Source organism: Lujinxingia vulgaris, from assembly GCF_007997015.1.
In the GTDB taxonomy this organism is placed as follows: Bacteria; Myxococcota_A; Bradymonadia; order Bradymonadales; family Bradymonadaceae; genus Lujinxingia; species Lujinxingia vulgaris.
Map to the genome: position 1 here is coordinate 281,161 of NZ_VOSM01000003.1, position 23,803 is coordinate 304,963.

Genomic DNA, 23,803 nt, shown 5'->3' on the forward strand with positions numbered 1-23,803 from the left:
ATGCAGTGGCGATCCAACGCAGCCTACAAGAAGCAAAGCCCATGCCACGCGCCCAAAGCGGCCTCTGAGGTCCGCAGATGGCGACGACGCGGCATGGTCGGCCTGTGAAGTGTCGATAAACTCGGACATCGGTGTCAGACCTTCTCCAGATATCGGAAAATTGTGCGTGGATCGACGTCGAGGTCGCGGGCGGTCTGGCTGCGGTTGCCGCCGTTTCGCTCCAGAGTCTCCAGAATATAGGTCAGCGCAAACCTCTCTTTGGCTTCTGCCAGAGACTGTCGCGGAGGAAGAGCGCTCTCCTCCAACTCCAGGTCAGTGGGGGTGAGGGCAGGACCGGTGGCCAGAATCAACGCGCGTTTGATGCGGTTTTCGAGCTGGCGCACGTTTCCCGGCCAGTCGTAGCGGCAGATCGCCTCGCGGGCACGGGTGTGAAGCGGACGCGGTGCGACGCCGAGCTCGGGGGCCAGGCGTTCAATGAGGAAGTTGGCCAGCAGAACCACATCTTCGCCGCGCTTGCGAAGCGGCGGAAGATGCAACTGCACCACGTTGAGGCGGTAGTAGAGATCTTCTCGAAAACGCTTGCTGGCGACGGCTTCGGTCAGGTCGACGTGCGTGGCAGCGAGCACCCGGAAGTCCAGCGCTTCGGGGGTGTTGGAGCCCACGCGGGTGACGCAATGCTCCTGCAGCACGCGCAGGAGTTTTACCTGCAGCGCCCCCGGCATCTCGCCAATCTCATCGAGAAAGAGGGTGCCCCGGTGGGCGGCGTGAAATTTGCCGTCGCGGCGGGAGGTGGCGCCGGTGAACGCGCCGCGCTCATGGCCGAAGAGCTCGCTCTCGAGAAGATGCTCCGGGATGGCACCGCAGTTGATCGTGATAAAGGGCCCGTCGGCGCGCGGGCTGCGGCGGTGAATCTCGTGGGCGATGAGCTCTTTGCCGGTGCCGGTCTCGCCAGTGATCAGAACGCTGACCGAGGCCGGGGCCACCCGCTTCACCGCCTGGAAGATCGTCTGCATCGCCTTACTGGCCCCGATCACCTCGCCGAAGCGCTGGCTCTGAAGCCGGCCGCGCAGCGCGTCGCGATCATGCTCCAGGGCGTTGACGTGCAGAGCATTGGCGACGATGAGGCTCGCCATCGAGGCGAAGACCTGCAAAAGCTCCAGATCGACCCCGGCGAAATAGCCGGTGATGCGATCATCGCCCACATAGATCAGCCCCAGCAGCTCGCCATGCGCGAAGAGGGGCAGGCAGAGCACGCTGGAGAGCTCCAGGTCCACCACCGACTGCGCCCCCTCAAAGGCCTCCTCCTCGCGCACATCGGCGATGATGAGCGGCTGGCGGCTGGCAATGGCGTGCGCGATGATCGAGTCGGAGAGGTGCAGGTGGGCGTCTTCCATGGCCCGGGCGTCGACGCTGCGTGCGACCGGGACGCTCCAGCGCCCCTCGCGCACAAGGATCACAAATCCCTTCTGCCCATCGCTGAGTTCGAGCACGGCGTCGAGCACGTCTTCGAGCACCTGCTCGACGTCATAGGTGCCAGTGAGGCGCGTGGCCAGGGCGCGAAGATGCTCCAGTTCCGGGCCGTCTGTGCTTCGCTTCGTGGCGGGCTGGCCGGGATCGAGCAGCGAAAACTCCAGCTGCGCCTCGCCAATCGTCAGCTTGTCGCCGTGGCAGAGCGTGTGTTCGCGGCGTTTTTTGCCGTTCACCATCACGCTCAACTTCCGGGAGGTGGTGCGCAGCACAAACCCGGCCCCATCGAGCTGGATGGTGGCGTGATGATCGGCGACTCCCGATGTGTTCAGGCTGACGTCGTTGGCGGGCGCGCTCCCCAGCGTCACCACGCGTTCGCTCAGGGGGTAGAAGTCGGGATCAGAGGCGCCGAGCACACGAAGGACAGCCATAGGAACACCGTATCGAAGGGAGAATGTCGTTTCAGAATAAGGCAGACGCGCCGCACGTGTCAGCTCCCGAACTCAGGGGGCGTCTTCAAGCTCGGGAGGAGGTGCGTCCAGGGTGCGCAGGGTCACGTCCGTCCTATCAAAGTGGTAGAGGGCGTCGGCGACGCTCAGTCCCCAACCCAGCGCAGCCACAGCGAGCCCGGTCCACTGCAGGGTTTGCCAGCGTCGCGCCTCGTCGTGGGCCGCGGCGGCGATCAGGCCGCGCCGGTCGCGATAGGCCTCCACCTGCCAGAAGCCGATGAGGTTTGCGGCCAGGCCCAGCGCCTGGGTGGCCGCAAAGACCGAACCCCGGATCGGGTGTCCGTTTTGAAACTGACCGGCCCCCATCGGCAGAAGCGTCACCCATGGTGAGCGACGGGTGATGCGTCGCTCGACATAGATCAGCGGTGAGTCCTCGGGCGATGGCGAGGCGGTGCCAGGGAGGGGAAGTCGCCTCACAAGCGTGCGCTGCAATGCGACCAGATCTGCGGGAAACACCAACGGGTCGAGCGTGTGGTCGGGGGCCTCAATGACCGAAACCTGGAGCTGCGCTCGGACGTGGGCCATCAGCTCACTGGCGAGCGCAGGGTCGGAGAGCGCCTGGCTCTCGAAGTAGAGGCCCAGCGCGAGCAGCGCGCGCGCCCGGGCGCGCTCTTCGGCCGGAAGCGCGTGGAAGGCATCGCTGTCGATAAAGGGGGAGAGCAGGGGGCGCAGGCGCTCAAACTCGGCGCGTCGCAGCGCGCTGAGAGCCTGCTCCAGCGGTGAATCTTCAAGTGATACTTTAAGCGCAGGGTCGGAAGGCTCCTGCGCATAAGCCGGCAGGACGCAGCCCAGGAAGATGGCGAGCGTCAGCGTAGCGAGCGCAGATCGTCGACCGAGGGTGCTGCGCTCAGCGTTGGGGGACGGCATCGGCAAGGGAAAGCGCCAGGGAGGAAGTTTGTCCGGGGCGTACGGTCACCGTACGCACAAAGGTGCGGGTGAGGTCATGCCGGCTGGCCACGCGCACCTCCAGCTGGCGTTCGGCGAGGGCTTCGTCGGCCCTGCCGAAGGGAACCTCGATGGGGCCGGAGGCCCCGCCGGCGCTGACGACCAGCGGGCTGGTGCGCTCCTCAAGCCAGACCAGCGCGTCGCGATCGGTCACAAGCTCAATGTAGCCCGGCAGCCAGCTCAGGACAACGCGCTGCGCGCGTTGGCTGGACTCCTCACTGACGTCGATCGTGGTTTTTAGAGGCGCACAGCCCGGGCTGGAGGCCTCAAGCTCGATTGTTTCGGCCGGCAGCTCAATGCCGCGGGCTGCCTCGATGGCCGAGTAACGCTTGCCCGCGATGCTGAGCGTGGCCGCAGCGGGCATAACCCTGAAGCGTTGCTTGAAGGTTTGGGGCGCAGCGGGCGTGTCCTGCGTCGGGGCATCGACCACCGCCGCCACGGCAGGCACTCTTCTTGTACGCGCCGGCGGAGGGTTTGCGCTGACGCTATCGACACGCGCCAGGTCGGGCGCCGAAGCTGAGGGGGCCACAGAAGCCGCCGCGCTGCGCCGTGCGTCCTGCAGCGCCGCAAAGACCTCTTCTCGGGGTACAGACCAGTCAACCGGGGGCGCCGGGGCCTCGGTGGTTTTGGGCTGGGCCAGGGCCTCGTCCGCGTTTCGCTGCGGTGCGAGGTTCCGGGACGAAGCTCTGGCGGCAGGTGCCTCGGAGGTGGGGGATAAGCCAGCATGCCAGAGCGCTCCGGCGGCAGCGAGCGCCGCCACCGCAGCACCCATCCCGAGCGCCCGGCGTCTGGATCCTTCTTTCTCGCCAGCTCCGGCGTGAAGCGACGAGAGGCGGCTCAACGCGGCCTGCGAGTCCGGTTGGTAGGCCAGAACGCGCTCAAGCTCGTAAGTTGCTTCCAGGGTTTGGCCCTGCTCGATGAGCGCATCGGCGCGCCCCAGGAGCGCGTCGCAGATCGTGTCTTGGAGTGGGGGAAGGTTGTTGGTTTCTGAGGTTCCTGAAGTGTTACTTTTGGTTTTATTAATGTGTTGCTTTAGGTGTGGTTGCCATGACACTTCATCGAAGAGGGGCTGAATCTCCTCCAGCGCCGCTCGGGCGTTGGCCGGGCGGTGATCGGGGGAAACGCTCATCCAGCGGCTGATAAGAAGGCTGAATCGGCGTCCTGCCTCGGGTTGGAGTCGATGCGCGGGGGTATGATCGCCGTGCTCAATCGCGCGCAGGATCTGCGCCGGGTGCTGCCCCTGGAAGGCGTCTTGCCCGGTGACCAGTCGGTAGAAGGTCGCGCCGATCGAGAAGAGATCACTGGCGACGTCGGCGCGGCCTCCTTCCATCAGCTCCGGCGCCATATAGGCGGGGCTTCCCAAAAGCGCGCCGGTACGGGTGATGCGGGCCTGGTCGAGGAGGTTGGCCAGCCCGAAGTCCAGGAGCACCACGGAGGCGTCGCTTCGCACCATGATGTTTTCGGGCTTTAAGTCGCGGTGGATGATGTGGTGCTGATGCGCAACGTCCAACGCTCGAAGGGTTTTGGCGATCAAGACCCCTGCGAGCTCGGCGGGCAGCGGCCCACAGCGCTCAAGGATCGTGGCGAGCGACTCGCCATCGACGAGCTCCATGACGATGTAGGCGTCGTCGGTCTGGGGCGACGAGAAGTCGTAAATTTTGACGATGCCCGGGTGGTCGAGGCGCGCGACGGCGCGGGCTTCGCGCTCAAATCGGGCGCGGTGTTCCGCGACCTTTGCCAGATGCGGATGCAGACGTTTGAGCGCAACCTCTCGGCCCAGGGTGCGGTCGAACGCGCGAAAAACCGTGGCCATGCCGCCCTGTCCGAGCTCCTCGATGAGCTCATAACGCTCGGCGATCGTCTCGGGCGTGGGGATCGGGCTCATGGCGCGGCAGACTCCGGCGCGCAGAGCAGGGCGGGGCGCTCGACCTCGGGCCGAGCCGCCAGCAGCGCGGCATCGTCACGCCGCCCGACGATGAGCAGCGCGGCGAGGTGTGCGGACGAGCCAAACTCCGGACTGGACTCCGAGAGGGAGTTCAGCCAGGCGGCGGCCGCACCGTTGCGAAGTTGCGCGTGCTCTTCAGGCAACTTGAGGGTTTCGCGCTCCGCGTCGTCCAGTGTGGCGAGGGGTTCGAGGTTGCCTCCAAATACAAGCGCGTCGAGGAAGGCGATGGCCGCTCGTCCCGGTCGGTGGTCGAGCGCGCGAAAGTGCTGGCGGGCAGCGTAGAGGGCGCGGGCTCCGCTAAAAACATCGCCACGCGAGAGGGCTCGGGTTCCGGCAGCAAAGCCGGCCCGCGCCTCCGCGAGAAGATTGCTGGCGGTGAGCACCGTAAAGGCCTCACCGCTGACATCTTCCAGCGCCACTCGCCCGGCGAGCTGATGGAGCGAGGCGGGCAGGTGATCTTCGATGTCGAAGTTTAGCGGGACCAGGCCCACGCAGGCATCCGCAACAGGCTCGCGCCTGGCGATCTCACGAAGCTCCGAGCCCGCATCGGGGTGATCGAAGCCGCGTTTTCCAGCGCTGCGCTCAAACTCAATGTAGGCCGCGATAAGATCGCGCGCGGCCCGAAGCTCGGGGAGCCCGGGCGAACAGTTGGTCGCACGCACCAGATGATCGCCGGCCAGCTGAACATGGCCACGTTGTGCGGCGGCGACTGCGAGCGCCAGACTCCAGCGCGCGCAGGTGTCAGCATCTCCCAGCGTGCCGGCGAGTGTGGCTGCGGCGCTGAGCTCGTCGACGTCGAGGGTCTGGGCGCCGGCCGCGCGATAACGCGCGTCGAGCAGGAGCAGGGCCTGGCGGGTGTAGGGACGCGCGCTGACCGGGCGGGCCTCAAGCTCTTCAATGAAACTCGCCGGGCTCTCGCAGAGGGCGTCGATGCCTTCTTCAGCCCACCAGGCAACAAACTCCACCCACTGACGCCGCTCCCGGCCAAGGAGCGGGCGGTCGCCGCGGCGGGCGGCGTTGGCAAAGTGCCAGCGAAGCGCCTGCGTTCCCTGGCACGTCGGGTCAGGCTCGCTCGTGACCTCGGCCACCGCTCCCAGGGCTCGCCGGAGCGCTTCTGCGGCGTTTGCGTCATCGGTCAGGGGAAGGAGTGCGATCCATAGCTCGGCGCGCTCTGCGGGCCTGTGGAGCGTACTGGCGAGGTTTTGTAGTCTGGCGATATCAAAGCTGGTGCGCAGCTCCAGGGTGGGAATGGCTCCCAGCGCGCGCAGCATCGCGGGGTCATTTTTTTGACGATCGCGCAGGCCGTAGGATGTGGCGGTGCAGGCCTCCAGGCTCATCGCGTCGCAACTACCGGTTGTGTCAGGCTCGAAGATGGCCTGCCAGAGCGGGAGCGCGCCGGCGACATCAAAGCGGGGGCGCAGCGCGTCCGCGGACTCGACGCCCGGGAGTGTCTGGCCGTGCATGCCGAGCATAGCCCAGATGGCCAGGGCCCAGTCCTGCTGGTTGTCTTCCTCGAAGCCGACGACGTACTCGCGGTAGGCCAGCCCCTCCGAGGCGCTGCGGGTCGCGTGCGCGGTGCGTAGCTCGGCCCAGCGGTACCAGGCCAGACGCTCATCATTGCGCCGGCTCCTGGCGAGTTCTTGTTTGCGTGCGCGCTGCTCCAGGTAGCGGTCGGTCTGGCCGAGCTGGGCGTGAATGATCGCCGCACCATCGAGCAGATCGGGGATGTTGGCGCTGTTCCAGACGTTGCGGCCGGCGTGATGGGCCAGACGCAGGGCGGCTTCCAGCGAGCCACCGGTCGCCAGGATGTCCATCACACGAAGCGCACGGGCTTCACTCTGCGCGCTGACCGGAAGACGAACGATCGCGCGCTCGGCCCAGAAGGCGGCCAGCTCCCAGTCACCGACCGCCGCGAAAGCCGCCGAGAGGCTCCACGCGTGGGCCAGGGGGGCATCGACCGGCTGGGGGCTCATCGCGAAATTGGGCGGTCCGAGCAGGCGATCATCATGGGTCGCCATCAGCGGACGGGTGATGGCGGGCATCTCCACCAGCGTGTGCTCGGCGGAGGGGCAACGCACGAGGGCATCGGCGCCGGCCATGAGCGCGCGCGCCTCCATGGCGACCGGGTGTGGCGAGAGAGGTTGAGGAAACTCGGGGGCGTCGACAAAGCGCGCGGCGCTGCGAGCCGCATCCTCGGGAAGATTGCAATCCGGGCTGAGCGCGATACGCGGCGTGGCCGCGAAGCGGCCGCGGCGGGGGGAGCTGGCGATTGCCAGCCAGGCGCCCTCTACAGGCTCCCCTTCGAGTTGAACTCCCGCGCCGACGACGTCCACCACAGCGGATCGCCGGTAAGGAAGATGCATGACCCCCGCATCGGCACTTCTGAGGCGAAGGCTGGAGGTTGCCGCGTCGACTTCGAAGAGCGACCAGCGCGTGCCCGCGGGGGCCTCACACGCCTCGGCGGTGAAGGGGCCCTGGCCGCGGCAAATCCGCCCGGAGGGCGTCGCGTCTGCTGTCACTGGCGAGAGCCGACCCTTGAGCGAGCCGCGCAGCGGCCAGGCGTCGATACGTTGCAGGCGCAGACGCTCGGACTGAGCGTCAATTACCACGAAGAGGTGATTGCCTTCGTCCCCCTCAAAACGGGCGACGTCTCCAACTTCAAACTCCCATCGCCAGTCTTCGCCGCGATCGGCCTGCATCGACCAGGTGCCGTCTTCCAGGAGCGTCAGCGCGGCGCTGTCGCTGATGCGATCGTCGGGCTGCACGCGCATCGTGATGGCAAAATCATCGGCTGCACCTGGTGAGCTTGCGCACCCGACGGTCCCCAGCATGGCGATGAGCAGCAGCGACCCGACCCGACTCCAATTATTCATCCCTGATACCGAACCTGCAGCCGCGTGCGGCCGACGCAAAAACAATCGCCGTCGATAAGCTCAACGGCGCCACGAATGCGAATAAAGGTGCCTGACTCGCTGATAAGGTCGCGCAGGTAAAACTGCCCGTCGCGGCGCTCAAAGCTGGCGTGTGGCGAGGAGAGCAGCTCGTCGTGAGGGAAGTTCAAATCGGCACCCTCGCGGCCAATCAGCATCGAGTCCACAATAGGGTAAATCCCGCGGATATGCCCTCCCTCAACGTATTCTACGAGACGCGGCGCGGTAGGCAGCTTCGGGGCGCCCAGGGTGGGTACGGCCTGCGTCGGTCCTGTGTCCCAGCCGGTTCGAAACGCCAGGCGCTGGGCGCCCACGAGGATCTCGTCGCCGTCCTCCATGACAAACTCGTCTGCGATGCGCAGGTAGACGCCGTTATGACTTCCCAGATCTTCGAGCACCCAGGCGCCTTGCTCCAGGCTGAGCTGAGCGTGCCAGCGGGAGACGAAACGATCGTCCAGCGTGAGGTCTGCGCGTTCGCCCCCCAGCAAAAAGCGCGGTCTCTGAAGACGGATGCGCCGCGGTGAACGACCGGGCGACTCGACGTCCAGAAACGCCGCGGGTTGATGCGTGCGGCCATTCCGGCGCGGGGCCGTGGAGCGTGGTGTGGCGGGAGCGGGTGCAGCCGGGGAGACCGGTGCTGAGCTCAGCACATGATCATCGGCCACGCTTGAGAAAAGATCGGCGTCGTCGACGTCGAAGGGCAGGCTCTTGTCACGAGAGTCAGACATAGCACGAGGAGAGGGTGCGGGACGTGCCAGCGCATCGCGCTTTGGGGGGCGCAGCGTCGGCAGTTGTGGGCAGAGAACGCTGGGCCGACGCTAACACAGCGCGCGAAGCCGGGACAACGCCTCTGCGCCCGGCTTCGCAAGCATGTCTCACCTGAAGACCGCCTCAATCCCCTCGGAACGAAGTCTCAGGACTCGTCGGAGGTCGCCCGGTCATTCGACCGGTCGAGCTCGGCCTGGGCGTTGCGCTCGTAGGCGTCGATGATCTTCTGGACCAGGGGGTGGCGGACCACGTCGTGCTGGGAGAATCGGCAAAACGCGATGCCCGGGATGTTGTCGAGCACACGCTCCGCCTCCACCAGACCACTCATGCGTTTGGAGGGAAGATCGATCTGGGTGATATCGCCGGTGATGACCGCGCGGGAGTTAAAGCCGATGCGGGTCAAAAACATCTTCACCTGGGCGTTGGTGGCGTTCTGCGCCTCATCGAAGATGATGAACGCATCGTTGAGGGTGCGACCGCGCATAAAGGCCAGGGGGGCAACTTCGACGACCCCGCGCTCGAGCATGGTCTCGGCCTTCTCAAGCTCCACCATGTCGTGCAGCGCGTCGTAGAGGGGGCGCAGGTAGGGGTTGACCTTCTCGGCCAGGTCGCCCGGCAAGAACCCCAGCTTCTCGCCGGCTTCCACCGCCGGGCGCGTCAGGATGATGCGTTTGACGCTTTTGGAGAAGTAGGCCGAGAGGGCCATCGCCATCGCCAGGTAGGTCTTTCCGGTGCCGGCCGGCCCGATGCCGAAGACGACGTCATGCTTGCGGATGGCGTCGACGTAAGCCTTCTGGGCGAGCCCTTTGGGCGAGATGATCTGGTTGTGTTTGGTGGTCAGGACGCGGTCGGTAAAAATGTCGACCAGGTTGATCTTCGGATCGCGCACCAGAAGATCGATGGCGCGCCCGACGTCGACGGCGCTTAAGTGATGGCCGCGTTGCCCCAGGGTGTAGAGCTGGCGCAGCACCCGCTCGGCGACGCGCGCGTCGTTGGCAGCCCCTTCGATATGGGCCTCGGTGCCGCGGGCGCCGATGCGCACGTCGAGGCGCGTTTCAATGAGTTTGAGGAAGGCGTCGCGGTGGCCGTAGATGTAGCGCGCCACTTCGGCGTCGGCGAACTCCAGGTGAAGCTGAACAAGATCGGTGTCGGACAACGGAGGCGACCTCTCGCAATGGGAGCGAACTCAGGGCGACGCCGTGTCGCCCTCGGGAAGTTGCAACGTGAGCTCAAAGCTATCCACGCCGCGGCTGTAGAGCCAGAGCTCTGTGGCCGAAGGGTAATACAAGTCAGATTGCAGCAGCAATCCCCGGTCGACCAGCTCCTGGAGGCTGGCCGGGTAGCGATCCTCGAGCCGGTAGCTTGTGGCGATGGCCATCTCGATGCGCTGGCGCTGCGCCTCGATCAGCGGTGGGGTGAGCCGGGCCTGGAGATCGTCGCGGTCGACCTGCACAAAAAAGTCGGTCTTCTGAAAGGTCAGATAGCTCCAGACGCCGATGCCGATAAAGAGCACCAGGATGATGACGGTGACGCTGTGGTGGAGCACCAGCGTGGCCAGGCCGGCGCGTTTTCCGGGGGGGACGGGAGCGTTGGGTTGGGTACTCATCGCTTCGCCTCGCTTTGCCCTCGGGCGCCTCGAACACGGGTGGGCTCCACGCCGGCAACGAGCCCCCACAGACCCACCAGCGCGCCCAGGGCCATCAAGACTATGGCGATGGCCTGCTGTCCGGCCCAGCCTTCATGAAAGAGCTCCGTCGGGACGCGCCAGAGCCCCATCGGGTTCATCAGCCAGAACGCGCCAAAGGCAAGCGCGAAGAAGGCCAGTGTGCCGCGCAGCGCGTGCCCCCCGAGGGCATGACCCATGCCGGGAAGCAGCAACGAGAGGGTGCGGCGCAGAAAGGATTGAAAGCGGTCGCGTCGTCCCAGGGTGGTCTCGCTGTGGATGCGCGCGTGATAGTCCAGCGTCGCTCCCGAGACGAAGGTCTGGTAGCAGGGCAGGCAGTAGTGATGGCCTCCCAGATCGCGCGCATCATCGGGGTCACGCGCAAGGCCGCATTTGGGGCAGGGCGTGCTGACGCGCTGACGCAGGTAGATCTGCAAGGTCATCAGCAACCAGAGCAGCCCGGCGCCTCCCACGTAGGGCGCCAGCGAGAGCGGAAGCTGCGGGCCGGCCAGCGCCTGCCAGAATGGCGAGATCATGGAGATGGTGGTGATCGTCTCGGTGTAGGCCAGGTGTTCTTGCCAGATCTGGGAGCTCTGCAGGGGGATGAGCATCAGCAGGCTGTTGGCGTCGCGACGCCCGGTGTCCAGGTAGCGACCCACCGAGGCCAGCCCGTGGCGCACCGCCTGATCGAGCGCGTCGTAGCCGCCTTCTTCATCACCGCTGAGCTGCAGCGCGCGCATGCGATTAAAATGCGGCTCGGGGGCTTCGGGAAGCATCAACTCGGCACGCTCCAGAGGCTCGAGCGCCTCGTCGGGACGGGCCTGCGCGATGAGCGCGGCGCCCTTGAGGTTGGCCCACTGCGCCTCCAAAAGACGCGTTGCCTGATTCTGCGGATCGTCGCTCAGATCCACCACGCGGGCCATCGCCTCCGGGGTGCCGGTCCGGAAGAGGGCCACCGCCGCGGCGTAGCGCTGCGTGGGAGTTGCGTCTTCACCGAGGTGTGCCTTCGCACGCTCCAGGCAGCCCGAATCGCAGCCGCGCAGATGTTCGTGGGCCAGGGTCTGTGCGGGACTTCCGGGGAAAAGCACCATCCGGCTCAGCGCCACATCGATCGAAGGCAACGCCAGAATCACCGCGAGGAAAAAGGCTGAAACGACCCGCTCATTGATCTGCTGAAAGGGAATCACCATCGCCAGCATGATCAGCACCGAGGCCAGCGGGGAGCGCAGCAGCAGGCCGGGCACGATCACCAGGGCTACCAGCAAGATCACGGTCTGGTTGGACGAGAAGCCTCGCGGCAGCCAGCGCGTTCCGTCGTAGGCCGCCACGCCAAAGTAGCGCAGGAGCTGAGACAACATAAACGCGCCAAAACTCACCAGCACGCTCAGCAAAAAGAAGATCGAAAACTTCAGCACCCAGGCCATGCAGATGTCGGGCGACTGCACGCCACGGCGCACGCCCTCCACAAAGGGAGCGATGGCGCGATGAGGTGCGCCCTGGTCCTTAAGACGTTGTCGAGCAAGCTCCAGCGCCGGGTAAGGAAGCTCCGGCGCCATGGTCATCGCCATCGTCAGGAGCGCCTCGGTGTCGGCGGTGCTCAACCCGTAGTGATCGCGCGCGCGCGCCACAGCCAGCACTGCAAGTGCATGCTCGGGCAACGAGACCCGGCCCAGGCTTAATGCATCATCGCGCAGAGCCTGAAGCTCATTGATCCCGGGCTCACCACTCTCAATCAACGTGCGCCAGAGGCGCCATTGCACCTCCAGGTTGAGAGGTGCAACCGTCGACGGGGCCAACTCGCCACTGCCCGCCTGCACGTCCTGCTCGCCAAGCCGCTCGATCATACGGTCCAGGCTTGCGTCCTCGTGCTGGGCGTGGGCGCTGAGCGGCACGCAGAGCACCGCCGCACATACCGTGAGGATCGCCGCCAACAAAGGAAGTCTGCCGCCGAGAAGGGGCCCCCACAGGCCTGTGACGCACGCTTGGGATAACACGGGGTTTGCTCGAGCTGGGGTCGATGGGCAGAGTGAACCGTCCGGGCGCATTCTATGTCCCGGGCAAAAATTTACACAACTGTAGTTAACAAATTGTCACGAGACGCGCATCCTCCGCCACGTTCGAGATGCAACTTCTGCCACGAGGCCACCATGAGTGATGATCCTCACCCCCCCGGTGCTTCCCACCCCCAGCTCCGGCTGCAAGGCTTAAAACGCGCTCAGCGCCTGGGCGAAGAGGCCGCCTCCTGGGGCTTTGACTGGCCCTCGGTCGAGGGCGCGCTCGCCAAGGTCGACGAAGAGCTCATCGAGCTGCGCGACGAGCTTAAGCACCCCGCCCCCTCCCAACAACGCGTTCGGGCGGAACTCGGCGATCTTATCTTTGCGCTCGTCAACGTCGCTCGCCACCTGAACATCGACGCGCTCGAGGCGCTTGATCAGGCCAGCGACACCTTCGAGCAGCGCATCACCTCGGTGCGCGCTCAGGCCGCACGGGCCGGGCATCGCCCTGAAGATCTCAGCCTCGATGCGCTCGAAGCCCTCTGGCAGAAGGCCAAGGTCGCGGCCGGTCTTGATTCGCCGAATTCAAGCGACCTATAGTGCGCCCCGATTACGTGTGACGCGCCGGGCATGTCGGCGACGCCATGCCTTGAGCTGTCTTTCCATAAGTAAGGAGCAGGGACGATGCGATGTGATGCGATGAAGTTGGGCTGGCCGCTGTTGCTCAGCGGGGCGATGGCCTTCGGGATGGCGAGCGCCTGTTCGGGCGAAGATGGAGAGGGCGGCGAGGGCACTGCGTGTGAGAGCAACGCCGACTGCACCGATCCCAATATCTGCCTTGAAGGCGGAACCTGCGGCCCGGACGACCAGGGCGACACCGGTGAAGAGCCGGTGATCGAAGAAGAAGACTACGTCGTCTCGTACGTGCGTCGCAGCTTCCCGCCCAACCAAGAGTACGACGTCCGCCTCTACGCCACCAGCGACGCCACCCATAACTCCATTGTGCCCGAGAGCGCTGACTGCACCCCGCCCAACCTCTGCGGCGTGACCGAGAACCTCTCGCACTTCGTGTACATGGAGAATGGCGAGGGTGGTCTGCAGAACATCTACACCGCCACCATCGATCCGGATTCGCTGGAAGTAACCGGCACGCTGGAGCTCTCCGAGGAGGGCGTGCTCGACGCGCGCGTGCGTGGCGCCGGCGTGGCCTACGTCGATGGCAACACCGCGTATTACAAAGAGATCGGCGGTGAAGCGCAGGTCGTCGGCGTGGTCGCGGCCGAGCCCGAAGGCGATGAGATCCCCGTGCCCGCCCACTGGGATGTGGACCCGGAAAGCGGTCGCACCGCGCTCTACCAGCCCACGCTGGATTCGGTCACCGTGCTCGTCGGCGAACTCGGCACGCCGATCAGCGCCGAAGACCAGCTGATCACGATCAGCGGCGCGAACTTCCCTGGCGAGGCCGGCAGCTACTACATCGGCGCCCTTCCCACCGCATTTAGCCCTGACGGAAACCTCGTCTCCTTCATCACCGTGGGCCCCAACAACTACAACGCCTGCAACTCCAACGCCGACTGCAGCGGTACCGCTCAGGAGTGCGGCGACGAGAACCGCTGCACCGCCATTGAGGCCACGGTCAACATCATCGACATGAGCAACGCCTCGAACCTCGGTGAGGCCTGCGCCTCCGATACCGAGTGCGGCCCGGTGCATCGCTGCGACGCGGCCACCGACGACTTCGACCGCGCCATGTGCATGCCGCAGCGTGTGGTCTACGGCCTGCCGCACTTCCCGCAGCAGGGCGAGCCCACCCGGGCCGGCTGCGACTGGACGCGCGAAGATGGATCGTTTGCCTACACCGACATCGACAGCGAGATGACCTTCGGCGAAGACGGCCGCATCTACGTGGCCGCGGCCCGTGACTGCGTGCGCCCGCTTGGCGAGGCGGCCGGTGAGGGCACGGAGGCCAACATTCCCCTCTCGGCCATTACCCGCATCGATCCGCAGGCGGGCACCTTCGACGAGATCTACGGCAACCCCCAGGGTGACGACTTTGACGAGTCGCGCTGCTACGACGAGATCGAGCAGCAGGTCGTCATCGACGACTGCATCACCCGTGTGGTCAGCGCGAAGCTCTCGCCGCAGGGCAACGACCTGATCTTCTCGGCGACCAACCCCAACGTGGTGGATCCGGGGCTGGCCGACCGCACCTTCGATATGTGGAGCGTGCAGCGTGACGGCGCTGAGCCGGCCTGGCTGACCCGCGAGCCCTCGACCTGGTCGGTGGTCAACTTCCGCGTGCACGCCGACCCGCGCATCGACGACGCTGAGGAGGAGGCGGCCGAATAACCCGGCCAGCCTGCCCGCCCGAACGAAAAAAGCGCCGCGTCCTCAATTGGGACGCGGCGCTTTTTTGTGGTCATCGCCTCGGCCGCCATCGACGTCGATGCGTCGGCCGGGCCTGAGGATGGTTATTCTTGCTCGTCTTCGCCCTGCAGGTAGTCGTTGGCCGCGGGGAACTGTTTGATGGTCTCGCGGGCAATCTCCCAGGCTTTCTGAACGACCCAGGACATTGACCGGTCCTGTCGAAGTGACTCCTCGCGGATCTCATCGAGGTAGTCTTCGGGGAAGTAGAGGCTCTGCTTGCGCTTATCACTCGCCATGACAACTCGCTCGTTGGTGTGGTTATCCCGATTTAAATGTAACCAATAGTCATACTATATCTGCACCGGGCGCCGGAGGCCAGCGCGAGATGCGCCGAGGCCAACGCGCACCGGCTGGTAGGGCAGATGGCGCTTATTGGGGTGTTACTCAGGGGCGCTCTCGCGTTCTTTTTGAATCCGGCGGCGCAGGCGCTCGCGGGCGGCCTCCGCGGGAGCTTCAACCTCGGGCAGCGCGGCATTGTTTCGCACGGGGACGGCGCCAGCCTGCCCGCCGAAGGTCAGCGTGCCGAACTGATTGATGTCGTGGAAGTCGCGGCGGGGGCGCGTGCTCCAGCCGTAGGCAAAGGTCTGCCCCTCGGTGGGTCGGTCGAAGCGGTAGAGGTTCGCCCGCCAGGAGCTCCCGGGTTCGGGCGCGCCATCGACACCGGGAAGTTGCGCGAGCGGAATCTGCATCTCCACCGACCAGAAGCGGTCTTTGCTCTCCTCATCGTTGAGCGAGCCCTCCAGATGCACCGCCGTCTCAAGCCCCTCCATCGCGAAGGGTTTGGCGGCGGTGATATCCTCATCGCGGCTCTTCGCTTTGGAGCCTGGGCGATGCGGGAAGCGCGCGTCAAAGATCGTGTTCTGCGGGCTGACCTGAAGCTCGACGTAAGGGGCGTTTGGCCCGCCCGGGGCGATGAAGAACTCGAAGACCTCCTGGGTCCAGAGGGGATCGTCGTGCTCGGTAAGTGAGCCCCAGACGTGTTCATCTTCCAGGTACGCCGCCACATAGAGGTGGGTGGCGTCGAAGGCCAACTTCACGTTGCTCTCGTAAGGCGCGCGCGGGTTGAAGCCCTTGAGCGACACACTTTGAAGATCGGTCCAGACGGCCTCATCGAGTTTGCCGTCGATGGTGATGGACTGCGCCTGCGCCTCGGAGATGCGGCGCACCTCATGGCGAGGCAGGCCGGCTTCGCGCTGCGGGTTGCCCGTGATCTTGAGCGTGGGCCCGATGGCGCGCCGGTCTTCGGTGATGTTCTCGCCCTCGACATGCGCGCGCTCATCGCCGCGGAAGAGACCTATGTAGGGGAGGGCGTCGCCGGTGGGGAAGTCTTCACGCAGCACGAAGGTCTGGCTGTCGCGAATGATCTGACCCTCTTTCCAGAGCGAGGTTCGGTAGAGCTCGTCGACCGGGTAATGGTCCAGGTTCTGGCGCAGCGGGTGCACCTGGGAGTCGAAGTGCACAAAGATCTGCCAGTCGCGCTTCACATCTTTGAGCGCGCGCCAGTACCAGGTGAAGGTGACCTCCTGGCCGGCTTTGAGCTCGCCGTCGATATCCAGGCCAATGAGCTCGATGGCGTCGTTGTAGGTCGCGCCGATGGCGTGCTCCGGCTCGGGCGCTTCTTCCAGGATATGCTCACGCACCTGGCTCCATTGCTCCTGGGTGAGCACGACCTGCGGCTCGTTGCTCTGGCATGCGGCGCAAAGCGTGCCGGCAGAGAGTGCCAGCGAAAAGACCAGCGCATGGCGACTGAAAGGACGATTCAGGGCAGACATCCGGGATCCTCATCTTCAATGGGCTGCGCCCACAGTACAGGTTGGAATTTGGCGCAAAAGTCGTTGCGCGCGAACCTAACGCACCGGGCGGGGGCGATGCAACGCTCCGCCGCGCTGAGAATTGGCCAGCGCCCCCTAACTGTGCTACCTCACGGCGCCAGAGGCGCGTTGCGCCGAGAACAGGATCACCATCACACATCAAGCGAAAGGTCAGGCGATGACAGACGGGATTGGGCGAGTGCATATGCTGGGGATTGGCGGCATCGGGGTATCGGCGGTTGCGCGTATTCTTCATGCGCGGGGCGTCGAGGTCACCGGTTCCGATGTGCGCGAGAGCTCGCTGACCGAGGCGCTGCGCGCCGAGGGCATGCACATCACCATCGGCCACGACCCCAAAAACATTGAGGGCGCCGACCTGGTGGTGGTCTCCACGGCCATCCCTGAGGAGAACGTGGAGCTTGTGGCGGCGCGCGAGGCGGGCATCCCGGTGGAGCATCGCTCCTCAATCCTCGCAAAGTTGCTCGAAGGATACCGCACCATCGGCGTCACGGGCACCCACGGCAAAGGCACCGTCTCCTCGATGATCGCCTGGATCCTGGAGTGCGCCGGGCTGGAGCCGGGCTTTGTGATCGGCGGCATGCTCAACAACTTCGGCGTCAACGCCCGCGACTCCGGCGGCAAATGGATGGTCGTGGAGGTTGATGAGAGCGACGGCTCGCATCACAACATCGAGTGCGACTACGTGGTGTGCAACTTCCTGGAGCTCGACCACCTCAACTACTACGACGGCCTCGACGACATCATCGCCAAGATGGCCACCTTCCTCGAATCCAACACTCGCCTCAAAGAGGCCTTTGTGAACCTGGACTGCGCTGGAAACCGCGAGCTTGTGGAGCGGGTCAACCTGCGCCCGACCGGCTATGCGATGGAGCATCGCGCGGAGTTCCGCGGCGAGCTTCTGGATAAGGGGCAGCTGCCGATTCGCTACCGCGCCTACCACCGCGATGAGGTTATGGGCGACTGGGAGCTCAACCTTCCGGGACGCTACAACGTGGTCAACGCCATGGGTGCCATCGCGGTGGCACGGCGCATCGGCGTGGCGCCGGAGGTCATTGGCAAGGCGCTGGCGACCTATAAGGGCCTGGAGAACCGCTTCACGATCGCCCAGGGCGGAGGGGTGACCATCGTCAAGGATTACATCAGCCATCCCACGGGCATCAAAAAGGTGCTGGAGTCGGCAAAGGATCTGGTCGATGGCCGCGTCATCAGCGTGTTTAAGCCCTACCGCTACACGCTCATCAAGTACCTCAAAGATGAGTATGGCGAGGCGTTCCAGGGGAGCGATGAGGTGATCATCACCACGATGTACGCCGCCGAAGAAGATCCCATCCCGGGCATCAACACCCAGACGGTGGTCGACCGCATTGAGGCCAACGGTCTGCCGGTTACGTTCATCCCGAACCAGCCCGATATCAACGACTACCTGCTGGAGACGGTGAAGCCGGGCGATAAAATCATCTTCTTTGGCGGCGATGACTTCTTCCGTCAGGCCGACCAGATCCTGGCCGAGTTCGCGCGACGCGCCGGCAACACCGAAGCCGATGATACCGAGCAGCCGCGTTTTGACGGCCCGCTCAACGAGGGTGAATAAGACGATGGCCGAGCAATGGTTGAGCTTTCAGAAGTTCGCGGTGTGGGGCGCCGGGGTCAGCGGTGTGGCCGCAGCAAACCTGCTGGCGCGCCGCGGTAAGGACGTCATTCTCAGCGACATCAAGCCTCTTGATGCGCTGGCGGAGGTCCAGGAGCGCCTTCACCCGAAGGTGACGTTGGTCGGTGGCGAAAACGTGCTGGAGGGGCGCGAGGTCATCGTGGTGTCGCCGGGCATGAAGCCCTCGCACCCCGACTTTACGCGGGCTCGCGAGCTGGGCGCGCATGTGATCTCGGAGGTGGAGCTCGCCTGGGAGGCCAGCAAAGCCCGCTGGATCGGCATCACCGGCACCGATGGCAAGACCACCACCACCTCACTGGTGGGCCAGATGTTGCAGCAGGCGGATGTGGAGCATGTGGTTGCTGGCAACATCGGGCTGCCGCTCTGCGCGGTGGTCGAGGAGCTGAGTGAAGACGCGGTGGTCGTCGCCGAGCTGAGCGCGTTTCAGCTCTGGAGCTGCCACAACCTGCAGCCGGCTGCGGCGACCGTGACCAACGTGGCCGCTGACCACCTCGACTATTTTGAGAGTTTTGGGGAGTACGCCGACGCCAAGCTGCGCATCTTTGAGCTTCAGAAGGGCCAGGGCGTAGCGGTGGTGCCGATGCGCGACCGTCTGGTGCGCCGCTGGTTTAAGGAGCCAAAAGGTCAACGGATGGTGGGCTTCTCAAACCGCCCCGATGATGTCTCGGAGCTCGATGAGGCGGTGTGGTTTGAAGATGACCAGGGTTGGGCGCGCGAGGAAGACGGCGTGGATCTTTGCTGGCTGGAGTCGTTTGAAGACACCGAGCTTTTTGGTGCCCATAACCAGCTCAACCTGGCCTGCGCCGCGGCGCTGGCCCGCAGCGTGGGGGTGAGCTGGGAGCATATCACCGAGGCCGCGCTCAGCTTTGAGCCGCTGGCCCACCGCATGGAGTATGTGGGGGAGGGCAATGAAGTTGCCTTTGTCGACGACTCCAAGGCGACCAACGCCCACGCCTCACTGGCCGGGATGCAGAACCTGGACGCGGGCTTTGTGGTGATTGCCGGTGGTGTGGATAAGGGGCTCGACCTGAAGGGCTGGGCCAAATACGTCGCCCGAGAAGCCGGCGCGGTGGTGCTCCTTGGCGAGATCGCCGAGCGCATGGAAGAGGCTCTTAAGGAAGCTGGCGCGACGAAAGTGCACCGTGCCGCCTCGATGGAAGATGCCGTGGAGCAGGCCTTTAAACTGGCCAGGCCGGGGAGCACTGTTGTGCTCAGCCCGGCCTGCTCCAGCTTCGATATGTTCGAGAGCTACGCCCAGCGCGGCCGCGTCTTTCAGGCCGCGGTCGAGGCGTTGATCAGCTCTCTTCCATAATGATCAGGACCTGATCTTCGTCGACGGCGTCGCCCTCTTTGATGAGGATCTCTTTGACGACGCCGTCGCAGGGCGCGGGCACCGGCATCTCCATCTTCATCGACTCGAGGATGATGAGGTCATCGTCTTCTTCGACCTCCTCGCCAATCTCGACTTCGATCTTCCAGACGGTGCCTGTGATGTGCGCGCGAACTTCTTCAGCCATGACAATCTCCTTCCATTAATCAGCGGGTTATGTGGGCCAGGTGCGACGCGGATTACTTCGCACGCGGCGTACGATTTATCCAGTCACTTTGCTCAGCGCTTCTCCAGCCAGCCGGTGTGGATGTCGCCGGCCTGGAAGTCGGCGTCGTCCATCAACTCAATGTGCATGTTGAGGTTGGTGGTCAGCCCGCCGATCTCCATCTCGGTGAGCGCGCCTTTCATCTTCGCGATGGCCGCCGGGCGGTCGGACGCGTGCACGATGAGCTTGGCGATGAGCGGGTCATAATAAGGGGTGACCTCACGGCCGGCGTCGACGCCGCTGTCCAGACGCACGCCCTCGCCAGTCGGGGCCTTGAAGGTCGTGATGGTGCCGGGGGCAGGCATGAACATCTTGTCGGGGTTCTCGGCGTAGAGGCGGCACTCGATGGCGTGGCCGTCGATGGTGAGCGCGTCCTGAGCGATGGTGAGCTCTTCGCCGGCGGCCACCCGAAGTTGCCACTCCACAAGGTCGAGCCCGGCGATCATCTCGGTGACCGGATGTTCGACCTGCAGGCGAGTGTTCATCTCAATGAAATAGAAGTTGCCGGCCTCATCGGCGATGAACTCTACGGTGCCGGCGTTGACGTATTCGCTGGCGCGGACCAGCGCCAGCGCCGCCTCGCACATACGCTCGCGCAGGCCATCGTGACGCGAGACGAGCGGGGAGGGCGCCTCTTCGATGACCTTCTGGTGGCGGCGCTGCACGCTGCACTCACGCTCAAAGAGGTGAATGGCGTTGCCGTGCGTATCGGCCAGCACCTGAATCTCAATATGGCGCGGGTTCTCGATGTAGCGCTCCAGGTAGAAGCTCGGATCGCCAAAGGCCGACTCGGCGCGGCGCACCGAAGCCTGCACGGCTTTGCGCAGCTTTTTCTCGTTTTTGGCCAGGTTCATACCGATGCCCCCGCCGCCGGCCGAGGCTTTGACGAGGATCGGGTAACCGATGCTTTCAGCGAGCGCGATGGCGGCGTCTTCATCGGCCACGACCCCGTCGGAGCCGGGGACCACCGGCACGCCGGCCTTCTGGGCAAACTCGCGGGCGCGGGCCTTATCGCCCATCAGCTCCATGACCTCGGCGCGCGGGCCGATGAAGGTGATGCCGGCGGCCTCAACGGCGTGCACGAACTCGGAGTTTTCGCTCAGAAGACCGTAGCCGGGGTGGATGGCGTCGACGCCCGCTTCGCGGGCGACCTCCAGGATGCGCTCGGCGTTGAGGTAGCTCTTGGTCACGTGCGCCGGGCCGATGAGGTAGGCCTCATCGGCGATCTGGGTATGCGGCGCGCCCTCATCGGCTTCGCTGTAGACGGCGACGGTGCGAATGCCCATGCGTTTGCAGGTGCGGGCAATACGAGCGGCGATCTCACCGCGGTTGGCGATCAGGACGGCTTTAAACATCAGCGAGTTCCTCATGCAGAAGGTTATCCCAAAAAACTCGGGGGGATGTCGGGGGTCGTGTGTGTTCGTGGTGCGAGGTAGCATGAGAGCGCGCGCAGGGTCAAAGATAGCCGAGGTCGGTGGCGATCAGGCGCGCGGCCAGCGCTCCATCACCCGAGGCCGTGGCCACCGAACGCAGCGGCGTGTGGCGGATATCACCGATGGCAAAGACGCCCGGCACAGCGCTGCGTCGGTCGGCGTCGGTGTGCACAAAACCGCGCGCATCGAGCTCAAGGCCGGGCACTTCGGGGAGCACCGGCGCGATGCCGATGCGCACAAAAAGCGCGGCCACACGCAGGGTGCCCGGAGCGTCGCTGCCTTCGAGCGCGAGGTCGCAGGCGTCGCCGGCCGGTGAGATTTTTGTCACCAGGGTCGGCGTCGGCCAGAGGGTGATGTTGGGGTTTGCGCGCGCCTCCTCCAGAAAGCTCTCGCGGGCGCGGGGGGCGCTGCGCATCAAGAGGTGCACCCGGCACTCAAAGCTCGCCAGGCGCAGCGCGTTCTCCAGGGCGGCGTCACCGCCGCCGACCACTGCGACCTCGCGGCCTGCAAAACGCTCGGCGTCGGCCATCGCGCTCTGGCTCACAAAGCGCCCCATGCATTCGGCCTCACCGGGTACGCCCAGCGTGCGGTAGCGGGTGCCTGTGGCCAGCGCGACAGCCTCATAGCGGCGAGGGGGGAGTCCCTCGAAGTCCGCGCGCAGTGCGGTGTTCGGGGCATCGGGGGCGGGGAGCAACCCCACCAGGGTCGCCGTTTCGGGGCGCAGGTCATGTTTGGAAACCTGCGTTCGGAGCGCGGCGGCCAGCTCACGGCCGTCGGCCCACTCGGTGCCCGGGAAGTTGCCGATGCGGTTGTTGACCCGCAGCAGCATCCCGCCGACCTGGCCGCGGGCGTCCACCCAGTCAAAAGGCACGCCGAAGTCGTGCAACCAGAGCGCGGCGCTCACCGCGGCGACCCCGCCGCCCACGATCAGTGCCCGAGCCTCCTCGCTCATAGCGACTTCTCCGCACGCTGAAATTGCGCGATGCACTCGGCGCGAAGCTCACCGCTGGCGAGCACGCCGCGGGCCTCGATCGAGATAAGCTCGCCATGCTTATGCGCCCCGCGCATCTCCATGCAGAGCTGTCGGGCGCGCAGTCGCACAAGCAGGCCGGCCGGATTGAGGGTGGTCTGCAGATGCTCAGCGATCTCGATGATCAGCCGCTCCTGCACCTGAGGTTTGGCCGCAAAATGGTCGATCACTCGCCCGATGCTGCCAAAACCCACGATGTGCTCAGAGGGCACGTAGGCCACGTCCATCGTACCGAAGAAGGGCAGGAGGTGGTGCACGCACATGCTCTGAAAGGGGATGGCGCAGGTGAGCACCGGGCGGCTGCTGGCGCTGCCGTCATGGAGTCCGGGCGCCTCAAAGGTGCTGATCGCGGGGGCGGGCTCATCAAGTCCGCTGAACAACTCGCCCATCAGCCCGGTAAAACGCTCCGCGGTGCGGGCAAGCTCCGGATCCTGGTCGGCACGCAACCCCACTGCCTTCATGAAGGCTCGAAAATGCTCGACTGCCTCATCACTCATACGACCTGCACCGCGGGTTCAGCGTCTCAGAAGATGGTGTTCTGGTTGCCGCTGTTAATGGGCACTCCCAGGTGGCGAAACGCGCTGGCCGAGGCCACGCGCCCGCGCGGGGTGCGCTGAATAAAGCCCTGCTGCAAAAGGTAGGGCTCGATGACTTCTTCGATGGTGTGGCGGGCCTCACCGATGCTGCTGGCCAGGGTGTCCAGCCCGGTGGGACCGCCGCCGAACTTGACCACGAGCGCGTCGAGGTAAAGGCGATCCAGGTAATCAAATCCGGCCGAGTCGACCTCCAGACGCTCCAGCGCGTAGTCGGCCAGCTCATCGTCGATGGTGCTGTGGTTTCCGACCACGGCGTAGTCGCGCACGCGGTTGAGCAGGCGGTTGGCGATACGCGGGGTCCCGCGGCTGCGGCGCGCGATCTCAAACGCCCCGCGCTCCGAGAGGCCGATGTCCAGGATGCGCGCCGAGCGTTGCAAGACCGACTTCAGATCGTCGGCGTCGTAATAGTCCAGGCGAGCCACGTAGCCGAAGCGGTCGCGCATCGGGGCCGTCAGAAGTCCGGAGCGGGTGGTGGCGCCCACAAGCGTAAAGGGAGGCAGCGTGAGCTTCATGTTGCGGGCGTGCGGGCCCTCGCCAATCACAATATCAAAGTAGAAGTCTTCCATCGCCGGGTAGAGGTTCTCCTCGACTACTGGCGAGAGGCGGTGAACCTCATCAATAAAGAGGATCTCGCCCTTTTCCAGCGAGGTGAGAATGCCGGCCAGGTCGCCTTTTTTCTCCAGCGCCGGGCCGCTGGTGATGTGGATGTTGACGCCCATCTCTTCCGCGAGGATCTGCGCCATCGAGGTCTTCCCCAGACCGGGCGGGCCGCTGAAGAGGATGTGGTCGAGCGGGGCCTGACGCATCTTGGCCGACTTGACCATCACCCGCAGGTTATCCTTGATGGCCCGCTGGCCGACGAACTCCTCAAAACGCCGGGGGCGCAAATACTCATCGAAGGAGACATCATCGCCGGTGGGCGTCATCTCGATGTTGGGATCGCGAGGCATAAAACGACTTCCTCAAAAGGTGGTGCGTGGGTGCGGGCTCAGGCTTAGCG

At 65.1% G+C, this 23,803-nt stretch carries 19 protein-coding genes; 4 read left to right on the forward strand and 15 right to left on the reverse strand.

Annotated features, from left to right (window positions below):
- Positions 1–134 precede the first annotated feature (134 nt).
- From FRC98_RS08195 to FRC98_RS08230, 8 genes are all read right to left on the reverse strand, one after another.
- Complete coding sequence (locus FRC98_RS08195; RefSeq protein ID WP_146980816.1) at positions 135–1,898, reverse strand: sigma 54-interacting transcriptional regulator; 1,764 nt, start codon at positions 1,896–1,898, stop codon at positions 135–137.
- Positions 1,899–1,970: 72 nt separating this feature from the next.
- Entirely contained in the window at positions 1,971–2,849 is an 879-nt protein-coding gene (locus FRC98_RS08200) for a hypothetical protein (RefSeq protein WP_146980817.1), read from the reverse strand.
- Positions 2,824–4,806 carry a serine/threonine-protein kinase gene (locus FRC98_RS08205; RefSeq protein WP_146980818.1) on the reverse strand — a complete coding sequence of 661 codons (1,983 nt, stop codon included), beginning with the start codon at positions 4,804–4,806 and terminating at the stop codon, positions 2,824–2,826. Before FRC98_RS08205 ends, FRC98_RS08200 begins: the two co-directional genes overlap by 26 nt.
- Positions 4,803–7,739: a hypothetical protein gene (locus FRC98_RS08210; RefSeq protein WP_146980819.1), complete on the reverse strand. Its 2,937-nt coding sequence runs from the start codon at positions 7,737–7,739 to the stop codon at positions 4,803–4,805. The genes FRC98_RS08205 and FRC98_RS08210 overlap by 4 nt, the downstream gene beginning before the upstream one ends.
- Positions 7,736–8,524: an FHA domain-containing protein gene (locus tag FRC98_RS08215; RefSeq protein WP_146980820.1), complete on the reverse strand. Its 789-nt coding sequence runs from the start codon at positions 8,522–8,524 to the stop codon at positions 7,736–7,738. Before FRC98_RS08215 ends, FRC98_RS08210 begins: the two co-directional genes overlap by 4 nt.
- A 185-nt stretch (positions 8,525–8,709) precedes the next feature.
- Positions 8,710–9,720, reverse strand: coding sequence for a PhoH family protein (locus tag FRC98_RS08220; protein WP_146980821.1), 1,011 nt, complete (start codon positions 9,718–9,720; stop codon positions 8,710–8,712).
- Positions 9,721–9,750: 30 nt separating this feature from the next.
- Positions 9,751–10,170 (reverse strand): hypothetical protein, encoded by a 420-nt coding sequence (locus FRC98_RS08225; protein ID WP_146980822.1) that lies wholly within the window; start codon positions 10,168–10,170, stop codon positions 9,751–9,753.
- Positions 10,167–12,221 (reverse strand): tetratricopeptide repeat protein, encoded by a 2,055-nt coding sequence (locus FRC98_RS08230; RefSeq protein WP_146980823.1) that lies wholly within the window; start codon positions 12,219–12,221, stop codon positions 10,167–10,169. The genes FRC98_RS08225 and FRC98_RS08230 overlap by 4 nt, the downstream gene beginning before the upstream one ends.
- A 153-nt stretch (positions 12,222–12,374) precedes the next feature.
- On the opposite strand from FRC98_RS08230, the gene FRC98_RS08235 reads away from it, so the two are divergent.
- Positions 12,375–12,821 carry a MazG nucleotide pyrophosphohydrolase domain-containing protein gene (locus FRC98_RS08235; RefSeq protein ID WP_230467419.1) on the forward strand — a complete coding sequence of 149 codons (447 nt, stop codon included), beginning with the start codon at positions 12,375–12,377 and terminating at the stop codon, positions 12,819–12,821.
- Positions 12,822–12,905: 84 nt separating this feature from the next.
- On the forward strand, positions 12,906–14,570 hold the full coding sequence (locus FRC98_RS08240) for a hypothetical protein (RefSeq protein WP_146980825.1): 1,665 nt from the start codon (positions 12,906–12,908) through the stop codon (positions 14,568–14,570).
- 122 nt (positions 14,571–14,692) lie between these two features.
- Here the strand turns inward: FRC98_RS08240 and FRC98_RS08245 are convergent, their stop codons facing one another.
- Entirely contained in the window at positions 14,693–14,884 is a 192-nt protein-coding gene (locus FRC98_RS08245) for a TIGR04563 family protein (protein WP_115602651.1), read from the reverse strand.
- Positions 14,885–15,028: 144 nt separating this feature from the next.
- Positions 15,029–16,420 (reverse strand): carbohydrate-binding family 9-like protein, encoded by a 1,392-nt coding sequence (locus FRC98_RS08250; protein ID WP_146980826.1) that lies wholly within the window; start codon positions 16,418–16,420, stop codon positions 15,029–15,031.
- A 217-nt stretch (positions 16,421–16,637) separates the two neighbouring features.
- Here FRC98_RS08250 and murC point away from each other — a divergent pair, with 217 nt between their 5' ends.
- Positions 16,638–18,071 carry a UDP-N-acetylmuramate--L-alanine ligase gene (murC, locus tag FRC98_RS08255; protein WP_146980827.1) on the forward strand — a complete coding sequence of 478 codons (1,434 nt, stop codon included), beginning with the start codon at positions 16,638–16,640 and terminating at the stop codon, positions 18,069–18,071.
- A 4-nt stretch (positions 18,072–18,075) separates the two neighbouring features.
- Entirely contained in the window at positions 18,076–19,461 is a 1,386-nt protein-coding gene (murD, locus tag FRC98_RS08260; protein ID WP_230467420.1) for a UDP-N-acetylmuramoyl-L-alanine--D-glutamate ligase, read from the forward strand.
- On the opposite strand, the gene FRC98_RS08265 is transcribed toward murD, so the two are convergent.
- The 5 genes from FRC98_RS08265 to ruvB all read right to left on the reverse strand — a co-directional run bounded on the left by FRC98_RS08265 (position 19,445) and on the right by ruvB (position 23,753).
- On the reverse strand, positions 19,445–19,666 hold the full coding sequence (locus FRC98_RS08265) for an acyl-CoA carboxylase biotin carboxyl carrier protein subunit (protein ID WP_146974365.1): 222 nt from the start codon (positions 19,664–19,666) through the stop codon (positions 19,445–19,447). The genes murD and FRC98_RS08265 overlap by 17 nt on opposite strands.
- A gap of 92 nt (positions 19,667–19,758) precedes the next feature.
- The gene (locus FRC98_RS08270) at positions 19,759–21,099 is read right to left on the reverse strand and encodes an acetyl-CoA carboxylase biotin carboxylase subunit (RefSeq protein WP_146980829.1); all 1,341 of its coding nucleotides are present in this window, start codon (positions 21,097–21,099) and stop codon (positions 19,759–19,761) included.
- Between the two features lie 100 nt (positions 21,100–21,199).
- On the reverse strand, positions 21,200–22,129 hold the full coding sequence (locus FRC98_RS08275; RefSeq protein ID WP_146980830.1) for an NAD(P)/FAD-dependent oxidoreductase: 930 nt from the start codon (positions 22,127–22,129) through the stop codon (positions 21,200–21,202).
- On the reverse strand, positions 22,126–22,704 hold the full coding sequence (gene folE, locus FRC98_RS08280; protein ID WP_146980831.1) for a GTP cyclohydrolase I: 579 nt from the start codon (positions 22,702–22,704) through the stop codon (positions 22,126–22,128). Before folE ends, FRC98_RS08275 begins: the two co-directional genes overlap by 4 nt.
- A 26-nt stretch (positions 22,705–22,730) precedes the next feature.
- The gene (gene ruvB, locus FRC98_RS08285; RefSeq protein WP_146980832.1) at positions 22,731–23,753 is read right to left on the reverse strand and encodes a Holliday junction branch migration DNA helicase RuvB; all 1,023 of its coding nucleotides are present in this window, start codon (positions 23,751–23,753) and stop codon (positions 22,731–22,733) included.
- Between the last annotated feature and the right edge of the window lie 50 nt (positions 23,754–23,803).

Bases quoted from the DNA above. Each gene is read 5' to 3' on its own strand.
- FRC98_RS08205 (WP_146980818.1), bottom strand. From the start codon at position 4,806: ATGAGCCCGATCCCCACGCCCGAGACGATCGCCGAGCGTTATGAGCTC.
- FRC98_RS08225 (WP_146980822.1), bottom strand. From the start codon at position 10,170: ATGAGTACCCAACCCAACGCTCCCGTCCCCCCCGGAAAACGCGCCGGC.
- FRC98_RS08240 (WP_146980825.1), top strand. From the start codon at position 12,906: ATGCGATGTGATGCGATGAAGTTGGGCTGGCCGCTGTTGCTCAGCGGG.
- murC (WP_146980827.1), top strand. From the start codon at position 16,638: ATGACAGACGGGATTGGGCGAGTGCATATGCTGGGGATTGGCGGCATC.
- FRC98_RS08275 (WP_146980830.1), bottom strand. From the start codon at position 22,129: ATGAGCGAGGAGGCTCGGGCACTGATCGTGGGCGGCGGGGTCGCCGCG.
- FRC98_RS08270 (WP_146980829.1), bottom strand. From the start codon at position 21,099: ATGTTTAAAGCCGTCCTGATCGCCAACCGCGGTGAGATCGCCGCTCGT.
- FRC98_RS08215 (WP_146980820.1), bottom strand. From the start codon at position 8,524: ATGTCTGACTCTCGTGACAAGAGCCTGCCCTTCGACGTCGACGACGCC.
- FRC98_RS08265 (WP_146974365.1), bottom strand. From the start codon at position 19,666: ATGGCTGAAGAAGTTCGCGCGCACATCACAGGCACCGTCTGGAAGATC.
- murD (WP_230467420.1), top strand. From the start codon at position 18,076: ATGGCCGAGCAATGGTTGAGCTTTCAGAAGTTCGCGGTGTGGGGCGCC.
- FRC98_RS08235 (WP_230467419.1), top strand. From the start codon at position 12,375: ATGAGTGATGATCCTCACCCCCCCGGTGCTTCCCACCCCCAGCTCCGG.
- ruvB (WP_146980832.1), bottom strand. From the start codon at position 23,753: ATGCCTCGCGATCCCAACATCGAGATGACGCCCACCGGCGATGATGTC.
- FRC98_RS08210 (WP_146980819.1), bottom strand. From the start codon at position 7,739: ATGAATAATTGGAGTCGGGTCGGGTCGCTGCTGCTCATCGCCATGCTG.
- FRC98_RS08250 (WP_146980826.1), bottom strand. From the start codon at position 16,420: ATGTCTGCCCTGAATCGTCCTTTCAGTCGCCATGCGCTGGTCTTTTCG.
- FRC98_RS08195 (WP_146980816.1), bottom strand. From the start codon at position 1,898: ATGGCTGTCCTTCGTGTGCTCGGCGCCTCTGATCCCGACTTCTACCCC.
- folE (WP_146980831.1), bottom strand. From the start codon at position 22,704: ATGAGTGATGAGGCAGTCGAGCATTTTCGAGCCTTCATGAAGGCAGTG.
- FRC98_RS08245 (WP_115602651.1), bottom strand. From the start codon at position 14,884: ATGGCGAGTGATAAGCGCAAGCAGAGCCTCTACTTCCCCGAAGACTAC.